General features: G+C 61.0%; 9 protein-coding genes. 4 read left to right on the top strand and 5 right to left on the bottom strand.

Going from position 1 to position 17,364, the window contains the following annotated elements; all coding sequences use genetic code 11:
• Positions 1 to 460: 460 nt before the first annotated feature.
• A complete protein-coding gene (locus G7068_RS11380) occupies positions 461 to 1,906 on the bottom strand; it encodes a sigma-70 family RNA polymerase sigma factor (protein ID WP_280116196.1) in 1,446 nt (481 codons plus the stop codon).
• Between the two features lie 179 nt (positions 1,907 to 2,085).
• Positions 2,086 to 3,951 carry an LPXTG cell wall anchor domain-containing protein gene (locus tag G7068_RS11375; protein ID WP_166292064.1) on the bottom strand — a complete coding sequence of 622 codons (1,866 nt, stop codon included), beginning with the start codon at positions 3,949 to 3,951 and terminating at the stop codon, positions 2,086 to 2,088.
• A 544-nt stretch (positions 3,952 to 4,495) separates the two neighbouring features.
• Here G7068_RS11375 and aspS point away from each other — a divergent pair.
• Positions 4,496 to 5,839, top strand: coding sequence for an aspartate--tRNA(Asn) ligase (aspS, locus tag G7068_RS11370; protein ID WP_166292063.1), 1,344 nt, complete (start codon positions 4,496 to 4,498; stop codon positions 5,837 to 5,839).
• A gap of 118 nt (positions 5,840 to 5,957) precedes the next feature.
• Here aspS and G7068_RS11365 read toward each other — a convergent pair whose 3' ends face one another.
• Positions 5,958 to 8,279 (bottom strand): DUF7927 domain-containing protein, encoded by a 2,322-nt coding sequence (locus tag G7068_RS11365; RefSeq protein WP_166292062.1) that lies wholly within the window; start codon positions 8,277 to 8,279, stop codon positions 5,958 to 5,960.
• A gap of 158 nt (positions 8,280 to 8,437) precedes the next feature.
• On the bottom strand, positions 8,438 to 10,030 hold the full coding sequence (locus tag G7068_RS11360; RefSeq protein ID WP_166292061.1) for a bifunctional NAD(P)/FAD-dependent oxidoreductase/class I SAM-dependent methyltransferase: 1,593 nt from the start codon (positions 10,028 to 10,030) through the stop codon (positions 8,438 to 8,440).
• Positions 10,031 to 10,096: 66 nt separating this feature from the next.
• On the opposite strand from G7068_RS11360, the gene G7068_RS11355 reads away from it, so the two are divergent.
• Positions 10,097 to 10,672, top strand: a complete 576-nt coding sequence (locus G7068_RS11355) for a helix-turn-helix domain-containing protein (protein WP_166292060.1) — start codon at positions 10,097 to 10,099, stop codon at positions 10,670 to 10,672.
• A gap of 12 nt (positions 10,673 to 10,684) precedes the next feature.
• Here the strand turns inward: G7068_RS11355 and G7068_RS11350 are convergent, their stop codons facing one another.
• Positions 10,685 to 11,188: a VOC family protein gene (locus G7068_RS11350; RefSeq protein ID WP_166292059.1), complete on the bottom strand. Its 504-nt coding sequence runs from the start codon at positions 11,186 to 11,188 to the stop codon at positions 10,685 to 10,687.
• A gap of 86 nt (positions 11,189 to 11,274) precedes the next feature.
• On the opposite strand from G7068_RS11350, the gene G7068_RS11345 reads away from it, so the two are divergent.
• Both G7068_RS11345 and G7068_RS11340 read left to right on the top strand, forming a co-directional pair.
• Positions 11,275 to 12,078, top strand: coding sequence for an AraC family transcriptional regulator (locus tag G7068_RS11345; protein WP_166292058.1), 804 nt, complete (start codon positions 11,275 to 11,277; stop codon positions 12,076 to 12,078).
• A 384-nt stretch (positions 12,079 to 12,462) separates the two neighbouring features.
• Positions 12,463 to 17,337, top strand: a complete 4,875-nt coding sequence (locus tag G7068_RS11340) for an SdrD B-like domain-containing protein (protein ID WP_166292057.1) — start codon at positions 12,463 to 12,465, stop codon at positions 17,335 to 17,337.
• Positions 17,338 to 17,364 lie beyond the last annotated feature (27 nt).

Below are 17,364 nucleotides of genomic sequence, written 5' to 3'. Positions count from 1 at the left end.
CCTTACAATTCCCACAGCTCTGGCTGCTTTCGGTCGATGCCTCTTGTGAACGCATCGACCTGAACATGAGTGGCGCAGAGCATCACGAGAAACGAGCTGACCAACACAGCCGCATCCACGAAACCCCTTACGCTCTGTAAAGAGGGCCGGTCTCGAAAGATATGACGAAGTTTCCGCACGCGGGCAAGATTTGGGGGAAAAGCTTAATGGGCACCCTCACAGAGCGCAGCGACGGCACCAAACCGCCACCCCGACAATATGTTCCCCAAAGCTCCCCCGATGAATAAAAGACGTCGCTAAAACACGGCAGGCCAAAGCCAGGGCCGTTCACGGCTGATGTCGCGCGGCTTCAATTCCCCAAATGAAACCGGATCGACAGGGAGCAATACTACGCGAGCGTCACCGCCCGCTGGCCGATAATTCGCTGGGCATCTCGTCTGAGGTGCCCAGAATCAAGCGACTACTGTTTTCGCACAGTTACGACTGGCAGACCTGCGTCTTCGCTCAAGTCGGTGAAAAACTGGAAGTTGAACAATCTCAGATTGAGCATCTCTGCAGTGGGGGCACACACCACCGTGCTCGCGTCAATCGTGCACCCAGCGGATGCACGGGTCACTTTAACGCCGTCAGGAACCTGCACCTCGACCAGGTAGTTGGAGGGCTCAGTGTCGGGATCAAATTCAACCGCGAGAAGAAGTTTCGCGTCTCGCCCACCAGCTACATAATTTGCTGGTGGCTTGAGCCAACTTGCCGAACGCACACCTGGCGGCAGGTTGTTGCCGCCTCCGCCATTGTCGTTTCCGTCACTGTCGCTGTTGTCGCCATTGCTGCCGTCGTCTTTGCCGCTGGCGCTGCCACTAGCGCTTTCCTTGAACGGATCTGCAGATTGTCCGGGGCCGTCTGGGCCACCGTTGTTTGGATCACCGTTACCACGGGGGTCGTCCGTTCCAGTGGTAACTGTTCCTGAGTTCGTGGTCTCACCCGCGGTGTGCTGCACACCAGAAAAGATCATGGTCCAAGCCGCCACGCCGGCCAACACAAGCACCAACGCTCCGCCGCCCACCTGCCAAATATTACGCCGTAGCGACTCCCGCCGTATCGCGGTGTTCTCTAGCGCAAGTTCACCATCGCTCACGGCAGAAGCTCGAGTTGCCCCGCTCCCCGTTCCGAGCACACCAGCCGTCGACGCAAGAAGCACAACAACCATGGTCGGCACCCGATACGACAGCATCTTCTTCAACCGTGCCGGGCAACGGTCGCACTCTTTGAGATGGGCTTCAATCTTGCGCCGTCGCACGCTTGGAGCCTTACCTCGGGCAAACGCCGCGAGAAAATCAACCCTCATCTTGGGGCAGGCCGGGTCCGTAGCGACAGCCTCTACGAGGTAGTTTGTGCGAAGCGCATCTCGCGCCCGATAGGTTGCGGCGGCAACTGCCTGCGCGGTCATGCCGTGCACATTGGCCACCTCTGCCAGCGGCTTGCTGTCGACCTCGGTGAGCTTCAGAAGGCTCTGATCCCGCTCGGGCAGATCACTAAACGCGCGTCTCGCAACATCGCTGTCCCAAACATCAACGTCGTCTAGCCGCTCACCCGACTCGTCGGCGATCTGCCGCCCCTCAAGCTGCGCTTCAATGTCTGCGTTGGTCTCTTCAACGCTCATCCGCCGCGACAACTGGGCAACCTCGTGCCGAATGCACACCCGTAAATATGAGATAAAAGTCTCCTGTGTCGGACCCGAATCCCCCGGTTTGCGAAGTGTTTTTAATACTGAGACGAATGCCTCGGCGACCGCGTCTTCAGCGAGCATACGGTCAGAGCAGAGCCGCTGAGCGAATTTCACCAAATGGGGTTGCGAGACGGCGTAAAGCTCCCAGAACTTTTCCTCGCTTATACGTTGACGCTCCAACGAATCCCCACATCACCTTGAGTCTGCAAAAAGAGCCAAAACGACGGTCTCCCCACCATCGACTTTCAGCGCCGTCACTTTACCAAACGGAATCTGGTGACAGTCACAGAATAGAAAAAGCAGAACGCGCATCCACCGGAGTAGATGCGCGTTCTGCTGTGATTGTGAAGCGTCTTTTTCTAGCGCTGCAGGTTCTTGCGGCGGGTGGAGACGAGGGCCAGGGCCCCGGCGATCAGCGCACCGATGGCGGCCAACAGGGAGGCGGAAGATTCGTTGGCACCGGTCGTGGCCAACTCATCATTCGTCGTTGTTGAGGTGGGCTTGGGCGCTCCAGGCTTCTCTGTGGGCGACTTAGGCTTCTCCGTAGGCGGCTCAGGTTTTTCCGTGGGCGGCTCCGGCTTCTCCGTGGGCGTGGGATCCTCGCCCGGGTCCTCTCCGGGGTCCTCTCCCGGATCCTCGTCCGGGTCTTCTCCAGGATCCACCGGATCCAAAGGCACCGAAACCTGCACGGCAAGCGCGACATCGGTGTACACCCAGTTGTCGATGTCGCGGTTGTTACCCCACCCACCCCCGAAGACGGTGTTGGTGGGATTGCTGTTGATCGAATTATTCACGTCTGGCTGCTCACCCATGCCGAAGCAGGAGCCGTAATCCCAGCCGTGCACACCGCCCGTGCTCACGACTCCCTCGGGCGGAGATTTTTTCAGCGGAGTGGTCGAGCACTTGATGCCTGCCTGGAGATCATAGGCAGGGTCGTCGAGCGGTGTGTCGTCCCAGTGCAGTGCAGCTGGTTGACCGGCCTGCGGACCGTTCGCCCGAACAACTTCAAACCCGCCAAGCGCTTCAACGTCGCCCATTACAAAATGCGCCTCGCCAATTTCTTTGAGCTGCACCTGAACCTTCATCTTGTCTTTTGGTCCGAGCAGCCCACCTGCGGCATTGAGGCCGTCAAAGGAGAGCGACACGGGCTGCCCCTTGAGCACGGTGACCTGTTCGGTGCGGTCAAGCGGCCCGTTGTAGATTCCGTCGTTATCGGTGTCGAAGTTCACATACGCGGTCCCCTCGAACTCGGGGATGGTGAAGTTAAGCGTTCCTGCGAGCGAGGCAGTTTCGTCAGTAATGACGTAATTGAGACCCTCAATCGTCGGCTGGATGATCGGGTTCTTCAGCCAGGTCGTTGCGCCCTGCGGCAGACGAGTATCCGGGGTGCCAATCGGCGTCGGAAGAGTGACCGACTGCGGGAGATCGGCCGCGGGCGGCTCAAAGAAGATCTTGTACGGCGAGTAGTCACACTTCGTCTGTTGCATGACATTTTGAATCTCAGGGTGGCTATTCACAGTGGCGCTCGCACCGCTGTGCCGGACCGACTTGCAAGTGTTGGTGTCGATGACGCCGAACGCGTTCGAAGAGAATTGGGAGTCGATCCCGTGCAGGTGATTGATTGTCATCCGGTAAGAGAAGCCGTCCTGCGTTTGCACCCACATGGGAATCGTTTTGACGTGCAAGGACTCGTCGTAGTGGTTACGCACCCCGTACATCTCGGTCCAGGTGCGGCCTGACGCGACGGTGGTTCCGGCTCTGCCGGGAGCACCGTTGGTGACGGCGATATTCCAATCGACGAGCGGAACAGTTCGCGAGAAAGCAGCATTGCTGTGGTAATTCAGCGCGTAGACTCCGGTGACCGGCGCAACCTCACCAAAGGCGCAAGCTGTAATCCAGTAGGTCGAGGGGTACTTTATTTTCGTGCAGACAGAAGTGGTTCCGTCGGGTCGGATCATCGTGATGATCGCGGTGTCACCCTCACCCGAGCTCACCTCACCGCGATAACGGAACAGTGCGTTGAAGTTTTGGCCGGCTTCAACATAGGTATAGAACGTTTGCTCATCGTGAAGAAGCGCCCACGTCGCATTTTCGACGGCCTCAGCGGGAGCGGGAGTCGCTGTCAGTCCAGCGATCCCTCCCGAGAACGCGATAACCAGAGCGCCGAGTGCGGCAGTCATTCGCTTTCGCGAAAACCGCGCACGGCCAATTCTGCGTTTCTGCATGGGGTTATGCTCCTTCTACTCTGGTCCCGCGATCAATTACGGGCCTACCAATGAGAAAGAGACTAAGAATCGAATCGATTCGTTACGCTCGTGAGCAAATGAGTTTGGATCGCGAAGATTCCGCGGATTCCATAACGTCGTGTGCGTTGAGAGAGAATGAGGGGAGTGCCGGGTTCTGGAACAGCACTCCCCTCGCCTCGCTAGAGGACCCGGCGGCTCTAAGGCGGCCGGAGAAGACATCAGGACCCTAATAGGGGGGTGGGTCCTAACTGCCTTCACATAATAAGACGGCTTATCGCCCGAAAAATGACGCAATTATGAAAAGAAATTTTGGAACTTCTTCAGCCGCCTTCTTCGCCGCAAAGAAACTCCTGATCGCGGGTTGTTTTTGCGATCCAGCAAAACCCTAGGGCACCCACCGAAATTACGCGTCTGTGACCAAACAAAACGAGTGGTGCGCACAGTAGATCACAAGGATGGCTCCGGTGGGGGATCGCTCCCCCATTTGGCCAGCACCTGAAAGCGGTGCGGCTAGACTGTCGGGGTGACTGAACGCGTGTTAATCAAAGACCTCGCCGCCCACGAAGACGGCATCGTACGAGTCTCCGGATGGGTGGAGAAAGTGCGCGACCAGCGGTACGTGCAGTTTGTTGTGCTGCGCGACGAGAGCGGCGCGGTTCAGCTGGTGAACGGCGGTGTGCTGCGCGAGCCGGATCCCGAGAACCCTCGATCCGACATTCTGGTGCCCCGCACCACCACGATCTCCGAGCTGACGCAGGGCACCTTCATTACTGTGACGGGTGAGCTGCAGCACAACGAGCGCGTGAAGCTCGGCGGTGTTGAGGTTCAGATCGAGACGATCGACGTCGTGGCGGCCTCGCTGCCTGAGAACCCGGTCGCCGACGACTCAAACATCGACGTGCGCCTCGACTGGCGCTTCCTCGACCTGCGTCGCCCCGAGCAGAACCTCGTCTTCCGCGTGCAGACCACGTTCCTCAACGCACTTCGCCAGGTGTGGATCGAGCGTGACTTCATCGAGATTCAGACCCCGAAGCTGATGGCGAGCGCCTCCGAGTCGCGCGCCGAGCTGTTTGAGGTCGAGTACTTCGAGGGCAAGGCATTCCTCGCGCAGAGCCCCCAGTTCTTCAAGCAGATGGCGCAGGCCGCAGGCTTCGGCGGCATCTTCGAGGTTGGCCCAGCATTCCGCGCCGACCACTCCTTCACTTCGCGTCACGCGACCGAGTTCACCTCGATCGATACCGAGATGAGCTGGATCGACTCGCACGAAGACGTTATGGAGCTGCACGAGGAGCTCATGGTCGCTGGCCTCTCCGCGGTCAAGGAGAAGCACGGCGAAGCGATCCAGAAGCTCTTCGGTGTTGAGATTCAGGTGCCCGAGCGCCCGTTCCCGCGCATCCCCCTCGCCGAGGCGAAGGAGATCGTCAAGGAGCGCGGCTACGAGGTGCCCCGCGCCGACGCCGACATGGACCCCGAGGGCGAGCGCCAGATCTCAGCGTACGTCAAGGAGAAGTACGGACACGACTTCGTCTTCCTCACCGACTACGCCGCGTCGATCCGCCCGTTCTACCACATGCTGAACGAAGAGAACCCGGAGCTCACCAAGAGCTACGACCTCATCTACAACGGCACCGAGATCTCGACGGGTGCGCAGCGCGAGCACCGCATCGACGTGCTCGAGGCGCAGGCACGTGCGAAGGGCATGGATCCCGAAGAGCTCGGCTTCTATCTCGACTTCTTCCGCTACGGTGTGCCCTCACACGGCGGATTCGGCATGGGCCTCAACCGCGTGCTGATGCTGATGCTGGGGCAGTCCTCCATCCGCGAGGTCACCTACCTGTTCCGCGGGCCGACTCGCCTGCTGCCGTAGGGCCTGGCGGCTGCGTCCGCAGCCCCGGCACATCAGCCGGTACTCACGACTCAGCCGGTTGGATCCTTTGCGATCCAACCGGCTGACGTGTCTGTACCGGCTGGCGTGTGGGGGACCGCTACTGGCCTGCGTCTGATCTCGGGCGACGTCGACGCACCAGAAGCACTGTGCCTGCTGCGACGATCAGGATGCCAATTCCGAGAAGCACGATCGGAGCCGCGCCACCGGTGATGGCGAGTTCGTTCTGTGCGAGCTTAGACACCGAAGGCTCCAGGATTGCCGTCCGTTCGTGAACGGTGGTGGGATCCTTGCAGAGTTCCGAGCCGCAGAACTCGGGGTGATCCGGCGTCAGAACGTTGCGCAGCGCGCCATTCCCGTTCCGCGAGTCAGTCTTGCCGACCGTGACCCGATAGGTCACGAGCGCCGTGGCTCCCGGCTCGAGCGCGCCAACGACCCGGAGCGTCTTGCCGCTGAGAGTCGCGGTGATCCCCTCAGTATCAACTACCGGCTCACCGATGATCTGCCCGTCGTCGAGAACATCCGCGAGGTCATCGGTGGAGTCGATGGGGCCCGCTGCCTGCCCATCGTTGGTGAACGACAGGGTGTAGCTGATGACCTGGCCGGGCTTCACGCTCGATCCGGAGGCGGGGTCAGAGGTTTTGCCGTAGAGCATGTGAGGAAGCAGGTTTATGGTCGTGTCCGAGCATGCTGGGTCGTCGAACTCGCAGAGTTCTGCGGGAATCTTCGCAGTGTTCGCGAGCCGATGGTCGCCCTTGTTCGTGACGGTCACCGAGTAGGTGAGGGTCTCGGAGGAACCGGCGGGCAGAGCTCCCGTCCAGGTCAGGTTCGGCTTGGAGAACGCGACGGTTCCCGTTTTGGCGATTGCGTTGTTGTCGAAGGTAGCGTCGTCAAGAACGTCCGACATGTCATCAGTCACCATCGCCGGCGCCTCAGCGGTGTAGTCCGAGTCACCGGTGTTGGTCACCTTGACCGAGTACTGCACAGTGTCGCCTGTGGCGACTGCACCGGTAGCGCTTGACGTCTTTTCGACGGAGAGGCAACGGCCGGGGATGGTGATCTCTCCGGTGCCCTTGTTCAATGGAACGTAGGTCCAGTTGTCAATGAGACGGTCGTTGCCCCAGCTATTGTTCGCGAAGTTCCAGCCGTGTACGCCGCCTGTTGAGTCGACACCCGCCGTTCCGTCGAGGTTCGGTGTGACGTTGTCGCGGCCAGAGGGGTCCAGCTGGGTGTCGTCCCAGTAGATAGTTGGATCGGTTCCATTGGCATCGTGCCGTACGATCTCGATGCCACCGACTCGGCCCTCAACGTCTTGGTTTCGCACATGAATCTCGCCGACTCGATCGAAATAGATACGGGCCTTCATCTCGTCACAGTTTGTGATCGGGTTTCCTTCTCCGTCGAGACCATCAAAGCTGGTCGAGTACTTCCCATCACCGTTAGCGACCATCTCGATCCGGCGATCCACGGAGTCGCTGTAATCCCCGTCACCGTTGGTGTCGATCTCCAGGGTGTAGCTACCAGTGAAAGCGGGGGTGATGGAGTAGTGGAATGTTCCGGTACGCGGGCTCAACGCCGTCGGGGTGAACGCGAGGTCGTTGACGTCTAAAGCGGCGCTGTCTAGAACCGGCGGAAGCACCTTCAGTTCACCATCAGCTGAGGGCGCAGAGGCAGGCAGGTCAGGGGCTGGCTTACTATAGAAGAGTCTAAACTTGGCGCAATCAGCCGACTGCTTGTTTTCCGGAAGATCCACAGACCGATAACTTGGAATACAGCTATTCGGTTCGGCAGGTGTGCCCACGGCATCTACTGAAAGCACGGAACCAACTCCGTTGTATCCGAATAGTTTCACGGAATATTGGTAACCGTCGTCGTTGACAACCCAGAGGTCTACATTCGCCATGTTCGCGGCGCCGCCGGACTGGAACATGCCGATCGAGTTTGCCCAGATTCGACCTGGAACTTCAGCTCCATCGCGCATCACTCGCTTCTGCCAGGTGGTGCGAGTCTCGTTGGCGCCACTGTTGGCGATCGTTTCAATCTTCCAGGCGCCGGGCTCTCCGGTCAGCCCGGTTGCAGCACATACTGTTCCTACCGGATCTGCTGCCGCAATCGTGCACTCCCACAGCCGATTTCCGCTCGGGTCCGTCACCGCGTACTTGTTTTCGAAGCCGGTACCGGACCTCGAGGAGCTCGTAAAGGTGAGATCGAGGGTCTCTCCCGCCGCAACGTAGGCGTATTCAACCTCGTTGTAGTTCGATTGCACCCCCGACCAGTTGCTCTCGGCGTTCGCAACCGTTGGCACTGAGATCATGCCACCAAGAATGGCAAGCGCTGCACCACCCGCGAGGGCTTTGCCCAATCGACTTCGCAGGGATTGGCGTTCACCAGACCCTTCAGCGGTTGACCGAACTCGAAACATGACTCTCCTCTTAACGATTCTTCGTACTGAGGCGAGCTTGACGGCCGCCTCAACTACCCGCGCTGACAGAGCGGGTCCGAGAGAGACAGATTGATATTTAGTTCATTTCGTTACGCAAGACGAAAAATTCTCAGATCGGCTGGCGCATCACAACGGTGCTACCCCAATCGTCGCACCACCACCACAGAGTCCTCGAACTCAGCGACCTGCCCATCAGGGGCCACACCCTGACGCGTGCGCACCTCTGCTACCTCAACAGTGTGTCGTTTGGGATCCAGCCCCAGCATCTCCACCTCACTCTCGGGCGAGGGGAACTCTGTGTCGGAGTGGTGATCCGGCGCGAACGACGGCGCGGAGGCGTGCGCCACAATCACCAGTCGCCCACCCGGGGCCAGCCGTGACGCGGCAGCGCGCAGAATCTCAGTCCGCGGCAGCTCAACTGGGGACTGCAAGAAGCTCGCGGTGATGAGGTCGTACTGCTCGGCAGATTCAGTATCTTCGCCCACCCAGTCAGCAAGGTCAACCGCATCAAAAGTGGCGCGATCCTGAACCAAACCACGCTCCTCAGCGTGGGTGCGAGCCCTCGCAATCGCGGTCTTCGACAGGTCGATTCCCCGAGCCTGCCAGCCCCGCTCCGCGAGCCAGAGCACGTCGCCACCCTCACCGCAGCCGAGATCGAGCGAGCGGCCCGGTTGCCAATCGCCGACTATCTCTGCGATCGCGTGGTTCACCCGCCCCGACCAGCGGGGTCCGTCGCCGCTGTACAGTCCCTCCCAAAATTCAGCGGGAGAACCTGCGTCCGTCGCGTCGTGCGAACCGTGCGAGTGGTGACGGGCCACAGACTCAAACTCTTCTTCAACGAGTGCACCGTTGACGGCGGCTCCGGCGAGCATGCCGGCACCCATGACGAGCGGCACCGTCGCGGTGGGCGTGACCACATTGCCCGCGGCCCAGATGCGCGGGTGGCTGGTTCTGCCGGTCGGGTCCACCGTCACAAAACTGCCCAGCGGCCCGTCTGTTCTGTCGAGCCCAAGCTCCGCCAAGAACCCGTCGTGCGGCACGAGGGTTCCGGCGGTAAAGATGGCGTCGACCGGGATCTCACGGCCACTCGCTGTGCGCACGGCGCGCACGCGGCCATCCTCGCCCAGGATCTCCGTCGCGTGTTCTGACTCGAGTGTGATCCCGCGATGCTGCAGTGCGCGAGCGGTCGCCTCGTCAAAGCCGCTGAGCCCCTCCGTAAAGAGCACAACGTTCTCGCTCAACTGCCGAACGAGTTTCGCCTGGTGCACCCCGTACTCCGGGTTCGCGACCACGGCGAGGCGCTGCCCTCGCACCTCCCAGCCGTGGCAGTAGGGGCAGTGGAGCACCGTCGAGCCCCAATTCTCGGCAAGCCCGGGGAGTTCAGGCAGTTGATCGGTCACGCCGGTCGCTACGATCAGGGCACGAGTTTTCTCTGCTCCATCGGCCAGTTCCAGCCGGAGACCGTCGGCAATCTCGCTGACCCGCTGCACAAAGCCGTCGCGAAACTTAACGCTGTACCTCTCGGCCTCGATCCGACCCCGCTGCGCAAGCTCACCCGGCGGCATCCCGTCAAACCCGAGCACGTTGTGCATGTGTGAGGTGAAGCGGTTGCGCGGGCTACCCGCGTCGATCACCAGCACACTCCGCAGCGACCGCCCGAGCGCCTGCGCAGCACTCAGCCCCGCGGCCCCTCCACCGACAATGATCGCGTCCCAAATCTTTTCCGTCATGACCCTAGAATGACCAAGACGTGCCATACTTGCAAGCAGATTTGCAGATTTGGCAAGGAGTATCACATGGACGCCCTGCAACAACTCGGGCCACGACTGCGCGCGGCACGACAGGATCGCGGCTGGACGCTCGAAGACCTCGCGAGTCGGGCCGACATGTCCGTCAGCACACTCTCCCGCCTCGAATCGGGCAAGCGTCAGGCCAGCCTTGAGCTCCTCCTGCCGCTCACCAGGCAACTGGGCATTCGCATCGACGACCTACTCGAGAGCGAGGACCGCGATCCGCGCGTTCGCCGCCCCGCGGTGCAAAAACCGGGGATGACGGTCGCGCCACTCACTCGCGAAGAGTCCGAGGTGCGCGCCTTCAAGATCAGCTATCAGCCCGGGGTTCCGGCCGCGTGCGAGCCGAAAACCCACGACGGACACGAGTGGCTCTACGTACTTTCGGGCCACCTGCGCCTCCGTCTCGGAGACACAACCCACGTACTCACCCGCGGCGAAGCCGCCGAGTTCGACACGAGAATTCCCCACGCCATCAGCGCAGAGGGCACACGCCCGGCAGAGGTCATCAGCATCTTCAACTCCGTCGGCGAGCGCCTTCACCTGCACTCGCTAGACGGCGAGGTCACAGAGGCCCCCTAGCGGCTACTGGTTTTACTGAGACTGCTGCGCGGCCCAGTCACGGACTCGCTGAGCGCTCTGCTCCTCCGACAGATCCTCAACCCGTGTCATCACCGACCAGCGCACGCCAAACGGATCACGGATGCTCGCAAAGCGGTCGCCCGACACGAAGTCCGCGACCGGCTCCCGAATGGTCGCGCCCGCGGCCTCCGCGCGCTTGACGAGATCGTCAACATCGGGGCAAAACAGTCCCATCGAATAGCAGTCGTCGTCTCCCGCGGGTGCGGCGACGAGGTGATAGTCGGGCATGGGCTCACCCAGTTGCAAGTGGCCGTTTCCGAAGTCGAGTTCGGCGTGCACAACAACACCGCCAAACTCGGTGACATCAACGACTCTTGCCCCAAAGACATCTCGATAAAACTCGATCGCCCCCTGCGCATTCGGGATCGCCAAGAACGGCGTCAGACTCGTGGAGCCGTGCGGCATACCGTTGGTTGTGTGGGCGCCGTTTGCGGCGCGAGACTCGTGTGCATTCATGGCTCCAGCGTAAGATCTGAAGCGGCGGTTACGCTTGCAGAATTACGCCAGCCCGTTCACGGATTGGCCAACTCGGTGGAGGCAGTATGGAGCAGGACCAGCGCGGGATTTTGTATCCCGATCGCTTGCCCGAGTTTCACCGGCTACCCGCGCCGACCGAGCTCGAGCACGCGGTGCGTTGGTTCTGGATCGCCCGATGGAATCTGCCTCCGGGCCTGGAATCGCGGCAGGAACTCCTGCCGTTCCCGGCGTGCAACATCGTTGTGGAACCGCAGGGGGTCACCGCGGTTGGTCCGCCGACCCGCATCTCCGAACGGAAGCTGAGTGGCACCGGCTGGGTCGTGGGCGCGCTTCTGTTACCCGCGGCAGTGCCGTCGCTCGTGCCCGGACCAGCGGAGCTGCGTGACGGTAGTCGACCCGTGAGCGCGGGCTCCCTGCACTCAAACATCTCTCAGCTCATGGCCACCCCTGAACAGCACCCGAGAGAAGTGCGTCTTCGGGCGGTTGCCGCGTTTTCGAAGTGGATCAGCGAACGGGTGCCGCTGCCGCTACCCGGATCAGACCATCTGCTCGCAAACGAGCTTGCCAGGGTTCTCGCCGACCCGGGCATCACTCGCGCAGACCAGATCCCCGACAGGCTGCCCGCGTCAACGCGCAGCCTCCAGCGGCTGGCCAACCGGTTCTTTGGGCTCTCGCTGCACACCATGATTCGCAGGCGCCGGCTACAAGAAGCGGCAGCGCTCCTGCGCGACGATCCGTCTTGCTCTCTCGCTGATCTCGCGAGCGAACTCGGCTACAGCGACCACGCTCATTTTTCTACCGATTTCAAAGCGGTCACGGGTATGACCCCGAGCTCGTATCGCACGCACTCCTCCGAGTATCGAAAATGATTCGTTTTACACAGATGGTTAACGGGAAACGCGGTTTACCCTTGTAACGACGGGATTGTGCCACAGGCTCAATCCTTCTGCATATGGGGAGCAGCTGGCTGATTCGGGGAATCTGGCCGTTGATAGTCACGTGCGTTACCTGGGGGTTTTCTGCATGTCTTTGTTTCGCGTAACGAAATAACGCGAACGACCATCTGTCTCTATCGGATCCGTACTATCGGTACGGACCGTTGAGGCAGCCATTAAGCCTGCCGCAATAGGTCAAATCGTGAAGGCGCAAATCGGTGCGCCGAAGGGGATTAATTGATGTTTTCTGGTGGAACAGTACCAGCGCCCAATATCCGAGGAATGCTCGGGAAACGTGGCGAAAAAAGTGGTCTCGTCATGGGACTCGCACTCTCGTGTGCGCTCATGCTGCTGTTGGGCGTCTTTATGTCGCCCGCAACGGCAGCGCAGGCCGCGGAAGCGACAACAGGAAGTATCACGAGGGTCTACACGGGCACTGACCCGTTCGACGGTGAGGATTCCCGCGGGCAGGACACCGGCCCCGATAACGACAGGGTCCGCGTCCAAGACAGCATTGGCTACAGCGTCGAGGCTGGGATCAACAACCCCGGGAGCCAGGGCGGCCAGACCAAGTACCAGCACCTGACGGTCACGTTTGACCCGCTCCCCCTGGGATTCCGCTGGCAGGGCCTCCCTGGCGGCTGCCTCACGAGCGAAGACTTCCGCTCTGCGCTCACGGGAGACGGCCGCACTGAACCATCTGTGCTGACCTGTGATCTGGGACACCGGGAAAGCGGCAGCACCTACGGCTTCACGCCGGTCTTAAGCGTGCTCGGAACCGTGGCCGAGGGTACCTCGGTCGCCCCCACTGCCCGGGTCACGGCGGAAGGCGTTGCCGAAACGACCAAGCTTGAGGCACCGGCGACGCTGGTGACCGCTGCGCCCGCACTGCTCGACGTTGCCATTCACGCGCCTTCTGGAGCCTGGGACGCCCGCAGCGAGGTCATCGTGGGCAACGACGGTGTGGCTCGCGAGGGTTACTCCGTTTCCTTTCCGGTTGACGTGAAGTACGTGGGCCGGGGATCCGCCTCTGTAGAGGGACCGATTACGTTCGACATTCGCATTCCGCAGCTCGCCTCGCCCGACACGACCATCATTAGCGTCTGCGACGGCACTCGCGGCATGGCAAGCGTGCCCGGACGGAGTGGTGGCAGCGAGACCAAGGCCAACGCGGTCCAGGAGTCCGGCACCTGCAGCTACACCCGCGACGTGAACGATCCGAGCATCGTGCACATGACGCTCACCGGAACAGAGACCAGCCCTGATTTCTTCCCAACTCACACAGCTGGCGGCACAGCACTCAAAACAGTGGACGCCGATTCGTCCAAGAAGAACGCGGCCCTGCAGTACATTGCATCGGCGGGTATCCGGATCCACGTGCCCTACACCCTCTTTACAAACAGTAAGGCAACCGTCACGGCCGAGGTGAGCAACCTCTCGGCTTCGGCACTCGAGCGCAGTTCAGAGTGGGATCCGGGCCAGGGAAAAACCGCGGCTCAGATGAAGACAACAACATGTGAGACGCTCGCGGGACCGGTGTTCTGCGCCAACACCCAGAACGTCGTTTCGGTCGATCTCGTGCGGCCCGCAGCGAGCACATTCTCGGTGCCGGCCAAGAGCGACCGCGTGCTCAACTCCCGCAAGAATCCCGAAACTACGGGCGACTTGACCGCAAAGGCCTTTTATTCCGACAAGCAGTTCACTGCGGAGAACCCCGAGGCGCTCCCCGGCTCGAAGTATGTGGGCAGGGGCGCCGTCGCCAACTACATTCCGCTCGGCAAGATCGACAACCGGCTCGTGCTCTGCCAGGCGATCGATAACCGCTACACAACACCGGTCCCCTTCTCAACAACGGACCCGGACCGTGCGGCTGCGGTGAGCGTGCAGACCAGCAGCGAGAACAAACCCGATCAGGTGCTGCAGCAGCTTTCAAGCTACGTGAAGATTCAATACGGCGTTGGAGGCAACGGAGGGGTCAACGCGGGTGACGGCACGGGCTGGAGCGACGATAACCCCCAGGCCGACTTTACCTGCGGCGACAACGACTCAACCAAGTGGTACGACAGCATCAACGCGCCAGAAGCCGGCCCCGGTGCGATCACCAAGATCAGGGCAGTAGTCGAGGGACCCACTCCCGAGTTTCTCGCGACCGGTTGGTTGAGCCTCGGGCTCGACGTCGCGCTGCAGATACGCCCAGATGCCCCCATCAGCAAGCTGGACGGCCCCGTCGCAGACCAGGTGCGCGTTGAAACGACCAACCGCCAGGGTGTGTGGGAGGACGACGTGCTTCGCCCAAAGAGCCGCTCGGCGGCCACCCTGCTGATCACCGAGATTCCGCTCCGGGTCACCAAGACCCTGGCGAACACCGCTAAGACGCAGTACGAGGCCCAGGAAAGAATCACCTGGAGGATTAAGGCGCTCACGGTCAGCACCGGACTGAGTGTGCCCGTTCGAAACGTGCAGATGACCGACACGTTGCCCGATGAACTGGCCTACTACCCCGGCTCCTCGAAGGTTGGCGGCGTTGCCGTCGGTGATCCCACTATCGGAGTGGACGCCGCCGGAAAGACCACGCTGCACTGGAATCTGGGCGAGATGAAGCTGGGTGATTCGCGGACGCTCGAGTACGAAACCACGACCAGCCCCGACGTGTTCCAGGGCACACAGGTCGAGAACAACGTGCTCGCCACCGCAGACGGTGCCCTGCCCGCAACAAGCAAGGCATCCGCGACAATCACCAACTCGGCTCTTTTCGCTGTCGCGAAGCGATCAGCGCCCCCCGTTGTGCAGCCCGGCGAAGAAGTTCGGTTCGACGTTCGCATCACAAACCTGTCGACAAAAGAGGTTCCTTCCTCCGACTTCATCGACTGGTTGCCCTTCGACGGTGACGGACGCGCTCCCAAGTCGTCCTTCCACGGCGACCTCAACCTCGTGAGTGTGTCGCAGAAGCTCGGCAGCCAGCATACTCAGACGCTCTACACCTCGTACGAGCAGTCACGCATTGACCTGAAGAAGGACCTCGATCCCCAGGCAATGTCTGCGAGCATCGTCTGGTGTGAGGCGACCGACTTTGCGAAAAAGCCGGGATGCCCGTCAAACATGGCGGAGGTCACTGGACTGAGGTTCCTCGGGGACAACATGGCTCCGGGTACCTCGACGACCATGCGCATCGTTGCTTCGCTGCCTCAGGGCAAGGCTGGCGACGTGCTCGCTAACACCGCGGGAGGCCGTGCAGGGGGCTTCACAACAAATCTGCTCTCGAACGTTACTGTGACCAACGTCGTTGAGTCCTCGGTGAGCGGCACAGCGTGGCAAGACAGTGATCGCGACGGCCTGTTGGCCGAGGGTGAGAGCCGCCTTGGCGGCGTCGTTGCCGTGCTGCAAAACGCCGATGGCAACGAAGTGGCGCGCACGACAACCAATACCAAGGGCGAGTACACCTTCAAAGGCATCCTCGCGGGTGAGTACACCGTTCGCTTCGAGGCGGGATCGCACGAGCTGCCGACGCTACAGCAGGCTGGCACGGATTCGAGCGTGTGGTCCCTGATCGATGCAACATTCACTGCTCGAGCTTCCGTTCCCCTCGGCACGGATGTTCGCAACATTAACGCTGGTTTTATCGAGCAGGTTGACCTGCAGGTCAAGGGAACACAGGCGAGCTCTGGAACGATCGGCCAGCAGGCGAGCGCGACCTTTGAGGTATCGAACGAACTCAGCAGTGACATCCACGAGCCCGTGGTCATCTTTACGATTCCCGAGGGCCTGAGCGATGCCAAGGTGAGTGCACCAAAGGGCTGGACGATCGTCGACAACGGCGACGGAACCTGGACCGCAACAGGACCGAAGACCTTTGCCGGTGGCGAGAAGGTCGAGTTCGACATCACCGGAACCGTGAAGTCCGTCGAGCAGCTCACGTTTACCGCTGCGGGATCGGCCAGCAACGACTATGAGCCGAATCTTGACAACAACGCGGCCACACTCAGCACCACGCCAAAAGAACCAGCGACAATTTCTGGATCGGTGTTTGACGATCACAACGCGGACGGCATCTGGCAAGACACCGAACGGGTGGTCGAGGGTCTGACGGTAACGCTGCGCGACAGCGACGGCCACGTCGTCGCTTCGACCGTCGTCGACTCCACAGGTGGCTTCCGCTTCCCGAATCTGCCCGCTGGTGACTACACCGCCGAGCTGGAACAGCCGAAGGGATCAACGATCTCGACGCCCGGCGGCGCCACTTGGAGCGTGACCGTGGCCGCAGGAGAGACCGCCACACACGACTTCGGTCTTGTGAAAGAGGTCGATCTTCAGGTCGAGGGCGTCTCGGTTACGGTCGGCACCATCGGACAAGAAGTCAGCGCGGTGTTCAGCATCTCGAATGCAGGGAAAGAAAACGACATTTCCACTCCGCACGTTGTCTTCACGATTCCCGAGTCGGTCACGAACCCTGTCGTGTCAGCTCCAAAGGGCTGGACGGTAACAAAAAACGACGATGGCACCTGGACTGCCGTGGGCCCCGAAACGTTCGCACCGGGTACTGCCGTTGAAATCACGATTACTGGCACCGTGACTACAGCTGAGGCCTTGGTATTCACCGCTGAGGGATCCACCCCGAAAGATACGGAGCTCAACCTGGCGAATAACAGCGCTGAGCTCACTGCGGTACTGGTGATCCCCGCCGCAATCACGGGTCTCATCTTTAACGACATCAACGAAAACGGCATTCGGGATGCGGGCGAGAAGCCCTTCAGCGCCGTTGAAGTTAAGTTGCACGGGCCCGATGGCAAGATCCTTGATTCAGTCTTGACGGATGCTGACGGGGCGTTCGCGTTCCGGCAGTTGCCCGCCAGTGATTACGAGGTTTCGTTCGAGACTCCGGAGCCCTACCACCTCACAACGGGAAGCAGTATCTGGGACGTGCATCTCGCACCGGGTGACGCAGCCAACAACGAGTTTGGTCTTGTGAAGGGTGAGAAGCCCGCTCAACCAGGAGCTCATCCGGGTGAGAAACCGACCACGGACACGTCAGAAAAGGCTCCGTCTACCCCCTCGCCGAGTGCGGAGGGAGCCACCTTGGCAACAACGGGTGCCGACTTTGGCCCCGCCGCAACTCTGACAATCCTGGCCCTGCTGACTGGAGCAGGCGCCATGATGGCCGCACGGTTGAGGACTCGCGCACGGAGAGATAGCTAGGAGAACAGACGGTCATGGGGGATGACT

The organism is Leucobacter viscericola, from assembly GCF_011299575.1.
Classification (GTDB): domain Bacteria; phylum Actinomycetota; class Actinomycetes; order Actinomycetales; family Microbacteriaceae; genus Leucobacter; species Leucobacter viscericola.
This window is presented reverse-complemented; position numbering and strand designations above follow the sequence as displayed.

Bases quoted from the DNA above. Each gene is read 5' to 3' on its own strand.
- G7068_RS11375 (WP_166292064.1), bottom strand. From the start codon at position 3,951: ATGCAGAAACGCAGAATTGGCCGTGCGCGGTTTTCGCGAAAGCGAATG.
- G7068_RS11365 (WP_166292062.1), bottom strand. From the start codon at position 8,279: ATGTTTCGAGTTCGGTCAACCGCTGAAGGGTCTGGTGAACGCCAATCC.
- G7068_RS11360 (WP_166292061.1), bottom strand. From the start codon at position 10,030: ATGACGGAAAAGATTTGGGACGCGATCATTGTCGGTGGAGGGGCCGCG.
- G7068_RS11355 (WP_166292060.1), top strand. From the start codon at position 10,097: ATGGACGCCCTGCAACAACTCGGGCCACGACTGCGCGCGGCACGACAG.
- G7068_RS11350 (WP_166292059.1), bottom strand. From the start codon at position 11,188: ATGAATGCACACGAGTCTCGCGCCGCAAACGGCGCCCACACAACCAAC.
- G7068_RS11345 (WP_166292058.1), top strand. From the start codon at position 11,275: ATGGAGCAGGACCAGCGCGGGATTTTGTATCCCGATCGCTTGCCCGAG.
- G7068_RS11340 (WP_166292057.1), top strand. From the start codon at position 12,463: ATGGGACTCGCACTCTCGTGTGCGCTCATGCTGCTGTTGGGCGTCTTT.